General features: G+C 37.7%; 11 protein-coding genes. 10 read left to right on the forward strand and 1 reads right to left on the reverse strand.

What is annotated here, in order from left to right; translation table 11 throughout:
* The first annotated feature begins 284 nt into the window (after positions 1–284).
* Together LC457_RS08545 and LC457_RS08550 are read left to right on the forward strand one after the other, a co-directional pair.
* A complete protein-coding gene (locus tag LC457_RS08545; protein ID WP_223599452.1) occupies positions 285–1,337 on the forward strand; it encodes a hypothetical protein in 1,053 nt (350 codons plus the stop codon).
* Entirely contained in the window at positions 1,330–1,869 is a 540-nt protein-coding gene (locus tag LC457_RS08550; protein WP_223599453.1) for a hypothetical protein, read from the forward strand. Before LC457_RS08545 ends, LC457_RS08550 begins: the two co-directional genes overlap by 8 nt.
* 83 nt (positions 1,870–1,952) lie before the next feature.
* On the opposite strand, the gene LC457_RS08555 is transcribed toward LC457_RS08550, so the two are convergent.
* The gene (locus LC457_RS08555) at positions 1,953–2,423 is read right to left on the reverse strand and encodes an Lrp/AsnC family transcriptional regulator (RefSeq protein ID WP_223599454.1); all 471 of its coding nucleotides are present in this window, start codon (positions 2,421–2,423) and stop codon (positions 1,953–1,955) included.
* Between the two features lie 144 nt (positions 2,424–2,567).
* On the opposite strand from LC457_RS08555, the gene LC457_RS08560 reads away from it, so the two are divergent.
* The 8 genes from LC457_RS08560 (at position 2,568) to LC457_RS08595 (ending at position 14,955) form a co-directional block, all read left to right on the forward strand.
* Complete coding sequence (locus tag LC457_RS08560; RefSeq protein WP_223599455.1) at positions 2,568–3,956, forward strand: MFS transporter; 1,389 nt, start codon at positions 2,568–2,570, stop codon at positions 3,954–3,956.
* A 112-nt stretch (positions 3,957–4,068) separates the two neighbouring features.
* The gene (locus LC457_RS08565) at positions 4,069–4,815 is read left to right on the forward strand and encodes a metallophosphoesterase (RefSeq protein WP_223599456.1); all 747 of its coding nucleotides are present in this window, start codon (positions 4,069–4,071) and stop codon (positions 4,813–4,815) included.
* A gap of 102 nt (positions 4,816–4,917) precedes the next feature.
* Positions 4,918–5,832 (forward strand): AraC family transcriptional regulator, encoded by a 915-nt coding sequence (locus tag LC457_RS08570; protein ID WP_223599457.1) that lies wholly within the window; start codon positions 4,918–4,920, stop codon positions 5,830–5,832.
* 218 nt (positions 5,833–6,050) lie between these two features.
* Positions 6,051–7,196 (forward strand): efflux RND transporter periplasmic adaptor subunit, encoded by a 1,146-nt coding sequence (locus LC457_RS08575; protein WP_223599458.1) that lies wholly within the window; start codon positions 6,051–6,053, stop codon positions 7,194–7,196.
* Positions 7,197–7,205: 9 nt separating this feature from the next.
* On the forward strand, positions 7,206–10,346 hold the full coding sequence (locus LC457_RS08580; protein WP_223599459.1) for an efflux RND transporter permease subunit: 3,141 nt from the start codon (positions 7,206–7,208) through the stop codon (positions 10,344–10,346).
* Positions 10,347–10,363: 17 nt separating this feature from the next.
* A complete protein-coding gene (locus LC457_RS08585) occupies positions 10,364–11,776 on the forward strand; it encodes an efflux transporter outer membrane subunit (protein WP_223599460.1) in 1,413 nt (470 codons plus the stop codon).
* A 58-nt stretch (positions 11,777–11,834) separates the two neighbouring features.
* Positions 11,835–12,386, forward strand: coding sequence for a DUF2652 domain-containing protein (locus tag LC457_RS08590; RefSeq protein WP_223599461.1), 552 nt, complete (start codon positions 11,835–11,837; stop codon positions 12,384–12,386).
* 382 nt (positions 12,387–12,768) lie between these two features.
* Positions 12,769–14,955 (forward strand): outer membrane beta-barrel family protein, encoded by a 2,187-nt coding sequence (locus LC457_RS08595; protein ID WP_223599462.1) that lies wholly within the window; start codon positions 12,769–12,771, stop codon positions 14,953–14,955.
* The last annotated feature ends 384 nt before the right edge of the window (positions 14,956–15,339 follow it).

Raw genomic sequence — 15,339 nt, forward strand, 5'->3', positions numbered from 1 at the left:
ATTTTATTAAACCATCATTTAATTACACAAGAAAAAGAATATTTAAACATTTAGATCATCTCTTAATTGTTTGCTGCTTTTAAAAGTGCAATGTCTTATGGTGTAGTGTTTATAAATGATTTTAATAAAATTATTGAGTACAGATTCTGATGAGACATTATAAGAATATAAAAAATTAAACACCTGTTTGGTATGTTAATTGTTTCTTAGTGCGTCGATGATGTTGAAAATTTAAATATTTTCCAATTAGACAACAATAATCTGTTAAAATATTATAAATATACATGAATAAATTATTTTTTTTAAAAATTAATAAAAAAGTCATTTTTTTATTAATGCTTGTTTTCAGCACTATAGCTTACGCTCAATGTATTCCGTATACAGGGCAGACGATGACGAGTGGAAATACCTATTGTCTTAATGGCAGTCTCAGTGTAAGTACGAATATCAGTATCCCGAATGGGGCAACCCTTATCATTCAATCCGGTCAGCTTCAGTCTAACAGTATTCAGGTGGATGGAGTGCTGGAAATCGGTAATGGAGCCAGTGTTAAATCTACAGGAACGGTAAAAGTAGGAACTTTCGGATCTCAGAAAAATTCAAAAATCAAACTGGGAACCAAATCATTTTTATCATTGGTAGGATCAGTTATTCAGGAAGATCCTTCTTTTGGTGGATTTTACCCCGGATCAACTTCTGTTATTGAAATGGGAACAAGCAGTGTGGTAGAGATTTGCGGAACATTTACCCAACAGTCCAAAACGTATCCTTCAGTTGAGTATATTGGAATTCCTACCGGAAAAGCTTACTGTATTGCAAAAGCAGACGTAAGTGGAGGTGGAGAAGCTTCCATTATTAGTGATGATAGCCAGATTGTAACCATTGCTATGGGATCTGTTACAGGATTAGGCATAGGGAATTCAAGCTTCTGTGGTCCTAATGCAACAAAAGCGATGTGTCCGGGGCTTTGGCCTGAAGGATTATCCGAAGATAAATCAAGTTGTGGAAATGCTCCAGTCATTATTGATGAGATCGATGGATTTTGTACAAAACCGGGAATTTCAGGTACACCCGATGGTTTTACCAAATTTGGAATTACAGTACAGGAGAAAAACAATGCCTGGCCGGAAAACATACCTAATGGATTCTTAGCGATGGAATCAAAAAATAAAGGTTTTGTAATGACGAGAGTTCAGCATGTAAGCCAGACACCACAGCCTGGTGATGCCATTGCCGATCCGAAGGAAGGAATGCTTTTATACGATATCCAGGACAAATGTGTAAAGCTTTACAACGGTACAGAATGGAAATGTGTACAAAAAAGCTGTAATGATTAATCTAACCGATAAGAATATGAAAAGTATAAGAAATATAAGTATAATTGCTGCCCTGATCGTTTTTAATTCATCTTTTGCTCAGGTAGCTATTGGTAAGCAGACGGTGGATGGAAAAAGTACTGTATTGGATTTTGATAATGTTTCCGGAAATACAAAAGGTTTGATTCTTCCTGCAACATCGGGATTTCCAACCGGAACTTTGGTGAATGGAACATTGATCTTTGATCTCACAGATAATAAAGTCAAAGTCTACGAAAATGACACCTGGAAATCTTTGTCAGATACCGGTAATTCAAGTGCAGTTATAACCAACAATTCTGCAGAATCAGGGAAAGGAGTTATCATGGGGGAGGCATCAAGTGCTGCTGATGGCGTATTGGTCCTTGAATCTCAGGATAAAGCAATGATTCTTCCAAAAGTAGCGACACCGCATCTTAGTGTAAAAAATCCCTATCCGGGTATGATCTGTTACGATACAACCAGCAAGACTCTGGCGATATTTGACGGGTCAGTCTGGAACTACTGGAAATAAATGTGGAGAAATTAATCCGGAATATTCTGGTTTACAATATAAAAGCAGCTGTATATTTTCATACAGCTGCTTTTTATTTTCTCTTATACAATCTGGGCGCTTTCCTTGATGCTGTTCATCACAAAAATACTCTTGGTCTGACCAATTCCTTCAATTTCTGACAATTTGCTCACAAAAAACTCATGGAATTCATCCATATTGGGAGCAAGGATCTTCAGCATAAAATCAAAATCTCCGCTGATATTATAAAATTCCACAACTTCCTTCAGTTTACCAACTTCCTCAATGAATTTTCCTGCGGTCTTTTTATTGTGAACACTCAGTGCAATCATACAAATCACCATCATTCCTTTATTGACTTTTTTACGGTCTAAAACAGTAGTATATTCTTTAATGATTCCCTGTTTTTCCATACGTTTGATACGCTCATGGGTAGGGGTGGGGCTTAAATTGATTCTTGCTGAAATGTCACGTACACTCATCTTGGCATCCTTCTGAAGAAGACGCAGGATTGATAAATCTTTTTCGTCGGGAATATAATTTTCAGTTGCCATTTTGTTCTGTTTTTATAGATTGTTGTTTGGGATATCAGGAGTTTTGTTCTTTTATTTATTAATTATTTTTAATATTGTTCCAAATTTAAGGTTAAATTTTCAAATACGTTCTGTAAATTTTAATTTTGAAGGAAATTTGAATATATGGATACAAGGAAAAATCTAATATTAATTTTAGCATCGGTGGGAACGTTTGTGGAGGCTTTGGATATTGCCATTATTAATTTAACAATTCCTTCTATTCAGCAGCAGTTCCAGATCGGAGCAGAGACTGTTCAGTGGCTGCAGACCCTTTATGTACTGTTCTTTGGAGGATTTCTGATCATTGGCGGAAAGCTTTCAGATCAGATCGGAAGAAAGAAAATGTTCTTACTCGGAGCACTGATTTTTATGCTCACATCATTAGGAGCGGGATTGTCCCAAAACTTTGAAGTGCTGGCTGTTTTCCGTGCTTTACAGGGATTGGGAGCAGCATTGGTAATGCCATCTGCACTATCTATTGTGACCAATACATTCAGAGAAGAACAGGAGAGAAACCATGCTATCGGAATTTTCAGTTCATTCGCTGCTATCGGTTCAGGAAGTGGTCTTTCCGTTGGAGGAATTATCAGTACTTACCTCAGCTGGCACTGGGTTTTCCTGATTAATGTACCTATTCTTCTGATAACACTTGTGCTGTCTTACCACTATCTGCCTGCAGATGAGAAAAATGAAACCGCACAGAAAACAGATGTGGTTTCCGGAATATTAATGGTGTTGGGGCTTTTAAGTCTTACTTACGGTACCCATGAATTAGTCCATATTAAAGAACAGCCATTCATGGTTATAGGCTCTTTGATTCTGGCAGTATTACTTCTTATTATGGTGTATAACCGATTGAAATCTGTCGCTGAACCTTTGGTTGACTTAAAGTTATTCAAACATAGGTCTTTAGTAATTTCCAATGCCGTATTCTTTACGTTGGGTGCATTTTTTATCGGATTTTTATTCCTGATTTCATTAATGCTTCAGAAAGATATGGGGTATAGTGCTGCTTCTGCAGGATTAATGCTTGTTCCGTTCAGTATCATCTCTGCTTTGACGGCTAAATTTATTCTGCCACATGTATCAAAACGTCTGAGCTCATCTCAAATGGGTGTTTTAGGATGGTTATTTATGCTGATGGGTGGATTATCACTGTTGATCTCCGTTTTTACCGGACATCCGCTGGCTGTAGTTTTATTGGGAGCGGCATGTATTTCAGGAGTAGGGATGACATTCTGTTTTACCGCACTTTCAGTAATGGGAATCCAGGATGTTGAACCTTCCAATTACGGATTGGCATCAAGTTTGAGCTCTACAAGTTACTTTTTGGGAGCAGGGATTGGATTGTCGTTCATGACTTTAATGAGCCAGATCTTTCCTTCTGAGTTTTCAGTAGGAAGTCTGAATCTGATTATCCTGATCGGTTATGCTCTTTTGGCACTCGGAATGCTGTTTTATTTTATATTGAAAAGCTTAAAAGTGAAACAGGCAAAAGTAGCCGTTTCATAGCAGGAAGCCTAAAAATACACAAACTATATGAGGAAGAATCGGTGCTTAGGTGTCGGTTCTTTTTTTTGTCTTTCCGCTTCACTTCATTACCTTTGTTCTTTTACGATACATCATGAAAATACAGATCATTAGTGATCTTCACCGGGAATTTGGAAGTACGGAATTATGTTTTGGTCATTCTGATATTGTTGTTTTGGCAGGTGATGTCAATTTAGGAACCAAAGGAATTGAATGGATTAAAAATACAATTCCGGATAAACCTGTAATTTACGTTCTGGGTAATCATGAATATTATAAAGGATCTTATCCTAAAACACTCAATAAGATCAGAGAGGCTGCCTTGAATTCTAATGTTCACGTACTTGAAAATTCATTTGTAGATATTGATGGTATTCGTTTTCATGGTGCTACTTTATGGACGGATTTTTCCATCTTTGGGAATCCGGTTCAGTACGGAATGCTGTGCCAGTCCAAAATGAATGATTATAAAATGATCAGGAGAGATCCTTCCTATTCCAGAATGAGAACATTGGATACCTTCAAAATCCATCAGCTTTCAAAAGAATGGCTAAAAGAAAGTCTTGAAACTTCAAAAGAATTTAAAAATATAGTCGTTACCCATCATGCACCCAGTATACAATCTGTTCCCGATCATTACAAGGAAGATCCGGTAACGTCTGCTTATGCCTCCGATCTGGAATACTTAATTACCGAATATAAACCGCTGTACTGGATTCACGGGCATATCCATACTCCGTGCAAATATACAATTGAAGAGACAGAAATCATCTGTAATCCTCACGGCTATATCGATGAAAAATACAACGGATATGATAAGGAATTGCTGATTATTGTTTAGAAAACAATAAAAAGTGTAATTCGATTATTGGCTTTCTTGGTTCTCTTTACTTCTTGGCTCTTTTTCCTTTTTCAACTATCTTCGTGTTTAATTTTCTTTGTAATGTCTAAAAAATCCCAGCCAAAATCTGATTTTGTTTCGCGGTTAGCCTTTGATGAAGTGTTGCAGCAGGTAGAATTTGATCTTAGAATCAAGGAATTTGTGGTGATGGAAATAGGCAAAGCTGATTATATAATACAACCGAATATTCCTTACCGCTCAGATTATTTCTGTATTTTTATGATACAGAAGGGAGGAGTGACATTCCGATTAGATGATAAAAGTTATCAGGTGTCCAAAGGTGATATTGTGTTTTGTCCGATGTTGGAAACTTTTTGGCTGGATGAAATTACCGAAGATTACAACGCTAAGTATATTTTCTTTTCATTGAATTTTATTTCTGATGCAGGTTTTAATTATAAGTCAAATAATGTTCTGAAGAGTCTTTCATCGGATCCTACTCATATTATCAGGAACGAATCGGATGTGTACAGAAAACTGAATTTCCATCTCGATGAACTTAAAGTTTTAAATGATAAAGAAAAAGAGAATTATTATTTCAATGAAATGATCTGGCATCACTTTTCACTGGTGATCTATGAAATTGATAATTATTTCAAGAAAACAGAAAAACCTCATCAGGTAACCAATAGAGAAGATGAATTAACCACCAGTTTTTTTACGCTTGTTCAGAATCATTTCAAAGAAGAACACAACGTCCAGTTCTATGCCGATAAGCTTTTTATCAGTCGTAAATATCTCACGAAAGTCATTAATAAAACGGTGTTCAAATCCCCAAGAGATATTATTCATCAGGTTTTAGCGGTAGAAGCCAGACTGCTGCTAAGAAATCCTAACCTTAATATCGCTGATGTAGCATCACAACTGAAGTTTTCAGATCATGCGTCTTTCAGTAAATTTTTCAAAAAACATGTGGGAAGATCTCCTTTGGAATACAGAAAAGATGATTTGTATTGATAATGAGTAATTTATAATTTTAAGACGTCTTTTAACCAAATTTCAACTATAATTCCGATTAAAAATAACAAATAGCTTCATTTATATTGTCTATGAATGATATTTCTCATGTTTTTTAAAATAAGGAGTCTTTTTGACAAAACAAGGAGTTTTTTGAATAATCCTATTGAACTTTTTTCGTTCGATTTTTGTCCGGAAAATTTAAAAGGACTATTGTTATGCAAAGATTTTTTATTCAAAAATCGACTTTACTTTTCCTCTCGCTGATCGTTTTGGCGGGGTGTGGGAAAGGTAATCAAAACCAAGGCTATCAGCAGCAGGCACCGGAATTACCTGTTGCAAAAGTGACCCAGGGAGACGCTTCTGTTTCCAGGGAATATGCAGCATCTATCGAGGGTATTTCCAATGTGGAAATCAGACCTCAGGTAACAGGATATTTAAGCAAAATTTATGTAGATGAAGGAGACTTTGTGAAAGCAGGGCAGCCTTTGTTTAAAATCGAAGATCAGGTTTTCCGCGAACAGCTGAAAAGTGCTCAGGCAGCTTTGATTACAGCTCAGGCCAATCTTTCAACTTCTAAAATTGATTTAGACAGAAAAAAAGAACTGTTCAGAAACAAAATGGTTTCAGAAATTCAGGTGAAAGAAGCGGAAGCTGCTTACAATGGAGCAAGAGGAGCCGTAAGCCAATCTACATCTGGTATTGAGTCAGCTAAAATCAATCTTAATTTCTCTACGATCAAAGCACCAGTAAGTGGATTTATCGGAAGATTCAATTACCGTCTGGGAAGTTTAATGACTCCTTCCAATCAGGAACCGATTACCCTATTGTCAGATATTCATCAGGTATATACGTATTTCAGTTTGAGCGAAAATGATTTTAATAATTTCCAGAAACAGTATGTAGGAAACAGCATAGATGAAGTGATCAAAAATACTCCGGCCGTATCATTACTTCTTTCCGGTGGCGACCAATATGCTGAAAAAGGGAAGATTGATGCGGTAGAAGGGCAGTTTAATAAAACAACAGGATCTATTACATTAAGAGCAAAATTCAACAATCCGAACAATCTTTTAAGAAGCGGAAATACCGGTAAAATTATACTGGAGCAGTTCTACAGCAATGTTGTTTTACTTCCTGTTGCTTCTACCAGAACCATTCAGGATAAAGTTTTTGTATTCACCATTCAGGGCGGGAAAGCGGCGATGCTACCTGTAGAAGTGAATGGAAAGGCCGGGGACAATTTCATTATAGCCAAAGGACTTAAGGCCGGCGATGAATATATCACCAGCGGTTTTGACCGATTACAGCCTGGAACTCCTGTCGTGGCACAAAAGAAAAATGCTCAACAGAAAAAATCCTAAGAAGAAATCATGTTAAAGAAAATTATAAAAAGACCCGTACTGGCAACGGTTATTTCCGTATTGCTTGTTATACTGGGGATTGTCGGGATGGTAAGTCTTCCGATTACCAAATTTCCGGACATTGCACCACCTACCGTTATGGTAACGGCTGCTTATCCGGGAGCCAATGCTGAAACGATTGCCAGGTCGGTGGCGCCTCCGTTAGAAAATGCCATCAACGGAGTGGAAAATATGGACTATATTACTTCTACAGCAAGTAATGACGGAACATTAAGCATTACAGTTATTTTCAAACTGGGAACAGATCCTGATCAGGCTGCGATTAACGTGCAGAACAGGGTAGCTCAGGTTACCAATCAGCTTCCTGCAGAAGTAATTCAGGCGGGAATTACCACGGTGAAAAGACAGAACAGTATGATCGCAATGGTTTCCCTGACCAGTAAAGATGGAAAGATGGACGATCTTTTCCTTGAAAACTATGCGAAAATCAATATCGTTCCGGAACTGAAAAGAGTAAAAGGAGTAGGAGATGCCATGGTGTATGGAAATAAAGATTACTCCATGCGTATCTGGCTGGACCCGAATAAACTGACTTCATACAATCTTACTCCATCTGATGTTTCCCGTGCTATTCAGACTCAAAACCTTGAAGCAGCACCCGGAAGATTAGGAGAGAGAAGTAAGGAGGTAATGGAATATGTTCTTCGTTACAAAGGAAAATTCACAGAGCCTGAGCAATATGAAAATATCACCATCAAAGCATTGAATGACGGTTCTGTTTTAAAACTCAAAGATATTGCCAAAGTAGAATTCGGGGCTTACAGTTATACGGTTTCTTCCAATTATAATAAAAAAGCGTCCGTAACGATGGCGATCTTCCAGATGGCAGGTTCCAATGCCAATGAGGTGCAGATCGCTCTTCAGGAAAGAATGAAAGAGCTGGAAAAATCCTTCCCGGCAGGAATGGATTATGAAATTCCATATGCAACAAAAGATGCATTGGACCAGTCTATAGAACAGGTAATTCATACCTTGATAGAAGCATTTATCCTGGTATTCATTGTGGTGTATATCTTCCTTCAGGATTTCCGATCTACTTTGATTCCGGCCATTGCAGTTCCGGTGTCCATCGTAGGAACGTTCTTCTTTATGAAGGTTTTCGGATTCTCTATTAATATTCTTACGTTGTTTGCCTTAGTTTTGGCAATCGGTATTGTAGTGGACGACGCTATTGTTGTGGTAGAAGCTGTTCACGCTAAGATGGAACATAAAAAACTGAACCCGAGAGCTGCTACGATGTCGGCAATGAGTGAAATTACAGGAGCGATTGTTTCTATCACACTGATTATGTCTGCCGTATTCGTTCCGGTGGCCTTTATGAGTGGATCCACAGGATTATTTTACCAGCAGTTTGCCCTGACCTTGGCTATTGCGATTGTAATTTCAGCGATCAATGCATTGACATTGAGTCCGGCATTATGTGCTTTATTTTTAAAACAACACCATCCGGGAACGCATGAAAAAATGAACTTCAAAGACCGTTTTTTTGCAGGCTTCAATGCAAGTTTCAATAAACTGACCTTCCGTTATGGAAAAGCGGTACTGTTCCTTTTAAAAAGAAAATGGGTGGCCATGATCATTATTGTAGCTTTCGGTGGACTGTTTGCATGGATGTCTATGACGACACCAAAAGGATTTATTCCGGATGAAGACCAGAGTTTCATTATTGTAACAGCGAATCTTGCTCCGGGAGCCTCAAAGGACAGAACTTCAAAAGTAGTTTCCGATACGGAAGATTTATTGATGAAAAATCCTGCTGTGGACAAGGTAATTTCAGTAGACGGATTAAACCTGTTCAGTGGTTCCATGTCATCTTCTGCCGCTTCTATTTTCGTTAAATTAAAAAAAGGAGGTGAAAGAGGAGCTGTGAATAATATCAATGATATCATTGGGCAAACTCAGGGAATGCTTTCCCAGGATAAAAGAGCCAATTTCCTTGTAATCAATACCCCAACGGTAGATGGATTCGGAAATACAAGTGGGATGGAGCTTGTACTTCAGGACCGTACCAACGGAGAACTTCAGAATTTAGGAAATATCTCTTATGGAATGATGGGAGCTTTGATGCAGAGACCAGAGGTAGCAGTAGCATTTACCACCTTCGATGTTACGTATCCGCAGTTTGAAGTGCTTGTAGATGAAGTGAAGTCTGCTCAGCTGGGAGTGAATGTTTCTGATGTACTGGGAGTGATGCAGGGATATTACGGAAGTATTCAGGCTTCGGATTTCAACAGATTCGGGAAATATTACAGAGTTTTGGTGCAGTCTACTCCGGAAACAAGACAGGATAAAGAATCCTTAAACGGAATTTTCGTTAAAAATAATTTAGGACAAATGGTCCCTATCAACACGCTGGTAAGCCTGAAGCAGGTAACGGGAGCTGAAGTGGTAGACCGTTTCAACCTGTTTAACTCATCTAATTTAACGGTGATGGCAGCTCCGGGATACAGTACCGGACAGGCTATGGCAGCAATTGAGGAGGTGAGCAAGCAGGTGCTTCCTCCGGGATATACTTATGATTATAAAGGAATGAGTCGTGAAGAAGCAGGTTCAAGCTCACAGTCGGTAATGATTTTCGGATTGTGTATTGTGTTTGTATTCTTCCTTTTATCTGCCCAGTACGAAAGTTATATCCTTCCATTGGCTGTATTGATCGCTATTCCGGTAGGGCTTTCAGGAGTATTTGTAGGAATTACCTTTGCGGAATTGTCCAATAATATTTATGTACAGATTGCTTTGGTAATGTTGATCGGATTGTTGGCGAAGAACGGTATTCTTATTGTGGAATTTGCCATTCAGAGACGTAGAGCAGGGAAAAGTCTTATTGCATCCGCTGTAGAGGGGGCAAAAGCACGTTTACGTCCTATTTTAATGACCTCTCTGGCATTTATTACAGGATTACTGCCATTGATCTTTGTGGTAGGACCATCAGCGATGGGTAATCATTCCATCGGATATGCAGCTATTTCAGGGATGCTTTTCGGGACAATCTTAGGAATTTTTGTGGTTCCGGTTCTTTTCGTGGTATTTCAGGCTTTGCATGAGAGAATCAACGGAAAGGTTGTAACGGATGCCGATTGGGAATATTAATTCAAATGATTTTAAAAATGAAAATTAAAAATATAGCATATATCGCGTTCATTTCGGGAACAGCAATTTCCTGTAAAGTACAGAAATATGAACAGCCTGAGGTAAAAATACCTGAAGCCTTCAGAAGTGATAGTATTGTTTCGGATCAAAATGAAAATATTGCTAAAATCAGCTATAAAGATTTTTTCAAAGATCCGGTTCTGGTAGGCTTGATAGATAAAGCGATGGTACAGAATAATGATCTTCAGGTCGCTTTAAAACAGATAGAATTTGCTTCATTGGCTTATACTCAAAGCAAATGGGCTAATATTCCGACAATCAGTGCTTCTGCCAATGCGAATATCAACCGTCCTTCAGACAACAGTATGAATGGAATGATGGCCGGGCAGTTCATGGGAAAAAGATATATGGAAGATTATACAACTTCCCTTAGTTTTTCATGGGAAGCCGATATCTGGGGGAAGATCAAAGGAAGGAAAGAACAGGCTTTGGCAGAATATCTCAAAACGCAGGAAGCAGCAAAGGCGGTAAAAACACAAGTGGTATCTGCTGTAGTGCAGGGATATTATAACCTGCTGATGCTGGATACCCAGCTGGAGATTACAAAATCCAATCTGGCTTATGCTGATAATACCCTGAAGTTTCTCACTAAACAACAGGAATTGGGATTAACAACGGCTTTGGCGGTACAGCAGCAGGAAATTGTGAAAGATCAGATCCTGAAATCAATTCCTGCGATTGAAAGCTCTGTGACAACCCAGGAAAATGCTTTGAGTCTGCTGACGGGCTCAATGCCTGGGAAAATTGAAAGAAGTGCAAGCCTGAACAATGTACAGTCTCCGGATCATATCGCGGCGGGAGTTCCTTCAGAATTATTAAGCTACAGACCGGATATTAAAACAGCAGAACTTGAGGTAAGAAAAAGTGCAGCCGCAATTCATGTTGCCAAAATGAGCATGTATCCTTCGTTGAATATTACAGCGCAGGGAGGTGTAAACGCCTTCCAGATCAGTAAATGGTTCAGCGTTCCGGGATCACTTTTCGGAATGGTGGCGGGAGCTGTTGCACAACCGATTTTGAATGGAAAACAGTTGAAAACACAGTATGAACAGTCTAAAGTAGTCGCTGATCAGGCGGAACTCAACTTTAAACAATCTGTTTTAAAAGCAGTTGCTGAAGTTTCTGATGCATTGGTACAGATCCAAAAACTGGAAGAACAGCAGAAAATTGCAGAAGGATTGGCTGTGAAATCCGGTGAGGCAGTGAAGAAAGCTGATCTGTTATTTAAATATAATTCAGCAACTTATGTAGAGGTAATCATTGCCCAATCGAATAAACTTCAGGCAGAGTTGGAACTGGCGTCTCTGAAAACCCAGAGACTGAATGCTATAACAGCACTTTACCGCTCAGTAGGTGGCGGATGGCAATAAAGTAAAATTGAATCTGCTTCGTCTGTAATGATGAAGCAGGTTTTTAATCCATATCATTATGAAGACAAATATACAGGAGGGGATCATTTTAATTCCGGATTTCAGCGGATTTACCGAATTTGTGTTCAATACAAAATTGTATACAGGCGAGTATATTGTAAGACAGTTATTGTCTATACTGATTGATGTAAATGATCAGTATTTTGAAATTTCCGAGATTGAGGGGGATGCCATTTTATTTTACCGTTATGATGAAAATCCGTCTTACCAGAGCATTTCCAAAATGCTGTGGAAGATGAGAAGCGCCTTCAATAGGAAGATAGAGGAGTTGAGTAAGAGTTTAAGCACCCAAATTGATCTGGCTCTCAAGTTTATTGTTCATTACGGATCTTTCTCACAGTACAATATTGGAAACTTTAGAAAGCTATATGGAAAAACCATTGTGGAAGCCCATCAACTTTTGAAAAACGGACTGGCAGAGCAGCCTTCTTATGCGCTTTTCAGTAATTCTTTTCTGGAAAACAGCAAAAATAAAGAGTCTGATTTTAATAAGGATCCGCGTCGTCTGCCTGAAGTAGGCGTTATTCATTATTTTGAAAATTTAAACTAGCATATATTTTTTAATATTATTCCTTGTAAATTTGCTATTGCTAGCGGCCCGGGTGAGATCCGGGCTTTTTTGTTGGTAAGACTTTTGGAATTTAATGAATGAACAATTTATTTTCATCATAAAAGATTCACTCATCAAGGACAAAATAGAAAGTTTTTTCAATAAAATTTAAATTACAGATAAAATATGTTTTTAAGAATATTTATTACGGAAGTGATTTTTATTATGTTGGTTTATTGAAAATTTTTTATTGTTTTTAAATTTATGCTTTTATTTTTAGTTTATATCTTGTTGGGAATTAAGGATTTATTTTATTTTTTTTACTTTTTGATGTAACAAACTTGTGAAGATAATGGTCTTATAGAAAAAACTATAATTTCACATGAAAGTAATCTTATTTCCAATAGCAATATTAGCAGGTTCATTTGCAATGGCTCAGCAGGCTCAGGCCGCGGCAGCAAAGGATACTGTAAAAGGAAATACAAAAGAAATAGAAGCGGTAACTCTGGTTGCCAGAAAACCAACCGTAGAATCTAAGGTAGACAGAACTGTATTTAATGTAGCTAACAGTGCAATTCTGGCAGGAAATACAACATGGGACGTTCTTAGGATGACGCCTTTGGTAAGCATAGATAATAATGATGATGTAAAAGCCGAAGGGCAGATGGTCACCGTATACATCAATGATAGAAAATCAGTTTTTACAGGGAAGGAATTAAAGGAATATCTTAAGACGATTCCTGCTGATAACCTGATGAAAATTGAAGTCATTACCAGCCCTTCATCAAGATATGAGACTTCAGGTTCTGTAATCAATATTGTCCTGAAAAAGAGAGATGATGAGGGATTGAAAGGAAGTATCTCGCTGAACAACAGACAAAGTACAAAAAATTCGCAATACACGAATTTTAACCTGAATTACCACAAGAAAAAGTTTACCCAAACCCTTATTGGAAGTTATAATAACGGAACGTATGTGCAGAAAACCCAGACCTGGGATAACCGATTTGAAGGTAATAAGCTTACGCAGTTCAATCTGGAAAATGTGATGAGAAATGAGAGTCCTTCTCTTTCTTCTACCTCAGAGTTTGAAATCAATGATAAAAATAATTTCGGATTTGTACTGGAGTATTCACAGAACAGAAATTTACTTTCTGCAGAGTCTGACGGGATGACCAGAAAAGACGGTGATCCCGGTGAATCTTTTCTTCAAAGCCAGAATAACTGGGGATTCAGCCGAAATTTAGGAACCAATGCTTTCTATAAATACTATGATAAAGAAAAGAACAGGATTCTAGATATTAATTTGGGTACCAATTATTCAAGCGATAATAATGATAATTTGATTTACAAACAAATTAATAAGCAGGGTGTGATTACCAATCAGCAGCTGGGAGTTATCAGCACAAACCAAATGCGTAATTATTATCTGAAAATTGATTATACCCATCCTTTTGGTAAGACAGGCGGAACCATGGAAGTGGGAGGAAAAACCGAATTGAATAATCATGTTATTCCTAACAGGCTCTATGGATTCAGTATTGATAATGCCACACCGGAATATGCTAATCTATCCAAGAATGACAGGTTCCATTATGAAGATCATCTGAGCTCTTTATATGCCAATTACAGCAAAACATTTTTCGAAAAGCTGGAAACAAGAGTCGGAATCCGATATGAATACATTGATTATAAAGTAACACAGGATGTGGCGGGTACAGAGAGAAAAGATTCTTATGGAACTTTTCTTCCCAATCTATTGCTAAAATATAGTTTTTCAGAGAAATTTGATTTGAGTCTTACCTATAACCGAAGCATCTGGAGACCGTGGTATTCTGAGTTTAATCCTTTTGTAATGCCTGAAATTAACGGAACATATTCCAGAGGAAACCTTTATCTGAACCCCAATCCGAATGACCGACTTTATCTGAAATTCGGAATTCTGAAAAAGTATTTTATTTCTGCAAGATATATGCATACCAATCAGGATTACTGGACTACTTATGTAACGGAAAATGGCAGAACAGTTTCATTACCAGGAAACTTTGATGGAAAAGTTGAAAAATATTATCTTTTCGCCAATACCAATCAAAATTTCCTGAAAAATAAACTGAATGTCAATGCAGGATTTGGTTGGTACTATATTAATAATAAAGATTTTAATGAGAAAAATAAGCTGGGAGCTAAAGACTATATCAGTTATTGGGGAGCCTCTGCGAATGTATCTTATACTAATCTGTTCAATAAAAATATTAACCTGAGTGCGTGGGTGGAACTTGCCAATCAGAACAACGGAAATTCATACGCAAACAATACCAATGTTTTCCACAATATTTCAGTCACCAAAATATTCCCGAAAACCCAGATGGAGCTGAGTATGCAGCTGATGAATATTTTTAAAAGACCTTATGGTGATAACACTACTTACAGCCAGGATGGGACTTTCAGAGAGTATTCAAAATGGGATTGGTACGGAGTTTCTCTTACGTTTGTGAAGCGCTTCGGAAACCAGAAGGTAAAAGAAAATACCAAAACCGATGTTGAGAAAAACGGCGGCGGCGGAAAGTAATTCAAGATTTGTCAGATAAAAATAAAAGCAGGTTCCAATTTGGAGTCTGCTTTTTTATGAACCATATAAACGCATGGTTTATCAGAAGGCGCACATACAGTGTAGAACATTAGTTGCTGTATAAACGCAATGCTCGCAAAGTTGAATTACAGTATATACTTTTTCGGTCGCAGCGGCACTTCGCTTAGCAACTGAGTATTTGTCTCTGCTGAGTGTAACGTCTTTGCGAACTTTTTTCATAAAATTATTTCCAAAAGAATTGCGCTCTTTTGCGTTAAAAAAATAACAGCTTACAGATTTCGTAATTTGAGCATAGAGAAAATTGTTTGGTCTGGGGTAATAAAAAACAGATCCCAATTTGGAATCTGTTTGCATTCTATCAAA

It is taken from the genome of Chryseobacterium sp. GVT01B (genome assembly GCF_019970045.1).
In the GTDB taxonomy this organism is placed as follows: Bacteria; Bacteroidota; Bacteroidia; order Flavobacteriales; family Weeksellaceae; genus Chryseobacterium.

Excerpts from the sequence above, each read along its gene's own strand:
- LC457_RS08545 (WP_223599452.1), top strand. The coding sequence starts at position 285 with ATGAATAAATTATTTTTTTTAAAAATTAATAAAAAAGTCATTTTTTTA.
- LC457_RS08570 (WP_223599457.1), top strand. The coding sequence starts at position 4,918 with ATGTCTAAAAAATCCCAGCCAAAATCTGATTTTGTTTCGCGGTTAGCC.
- LC457_RS08565 (WP_223599456.1), top strand. The coding sequence starts at position 4,069 with ATGAAAATACAGATCATTAGTGATCTTCACCGGGAATTTGGAAGTACG.
- LC457_RS08580 (WP_223599459.1), top strand. The coding sequence starts at position 7,206 with ATGTTAAAGAAAATTATAAAAAGACCCGTACTGGCAACGGTTATTTCC.
- LC457_RS08590 (WP_223599461.1), top strand. The coding sequence starts at position 11,835 with ATGAAGACAAATATACAGGAGGGGATCATTTTAATTCCGGATTTCAGC.
- LC457_RS08550 (WP_223599453.1), top strand. The coding sequence starts at position 1,330 with ATGATTAATCTAACCGATAAGAATATGAAAAGTATAAGAAATATAAGT.
- LC457_RS08585 (WP_223599460.1), top strand. The coding sequence starts at position 10,364 with ATGAAAATTAAAAATATAGCATATATCGCGTTCATTTCGGGAACAGCA.
- LC457_RS08595 (WP_223599462.1), top strand. The coding sequence starts at position 12,769 with ATGAAAGTAATCTTATTTCCAATAGCAATATTAGCAGGTTCATTTGCA.
- LC457_RS08560 (WP_223599455.1), top strand. The coding sequence starts at position 2,568 with ATGGATACAAGGAAAAATCTAATATTAATTTTAGCATCGGTGGGAACG.
- LC457_RS08555 (WP_223599454.1), bottom strand. The coding sequence starts at position 2,423 with ATGGCAACTGAAAATTATATTCCCGACGAAAAAGATTTATCAATCCTG.
- LC457_RS08575 (WP_223599458.1), top strand. The coding sequence starts at position 6,051 with ATGCAAAGATTTTTTATTCAAAAATCGACTTTACTTTTCCTCTCGCTG.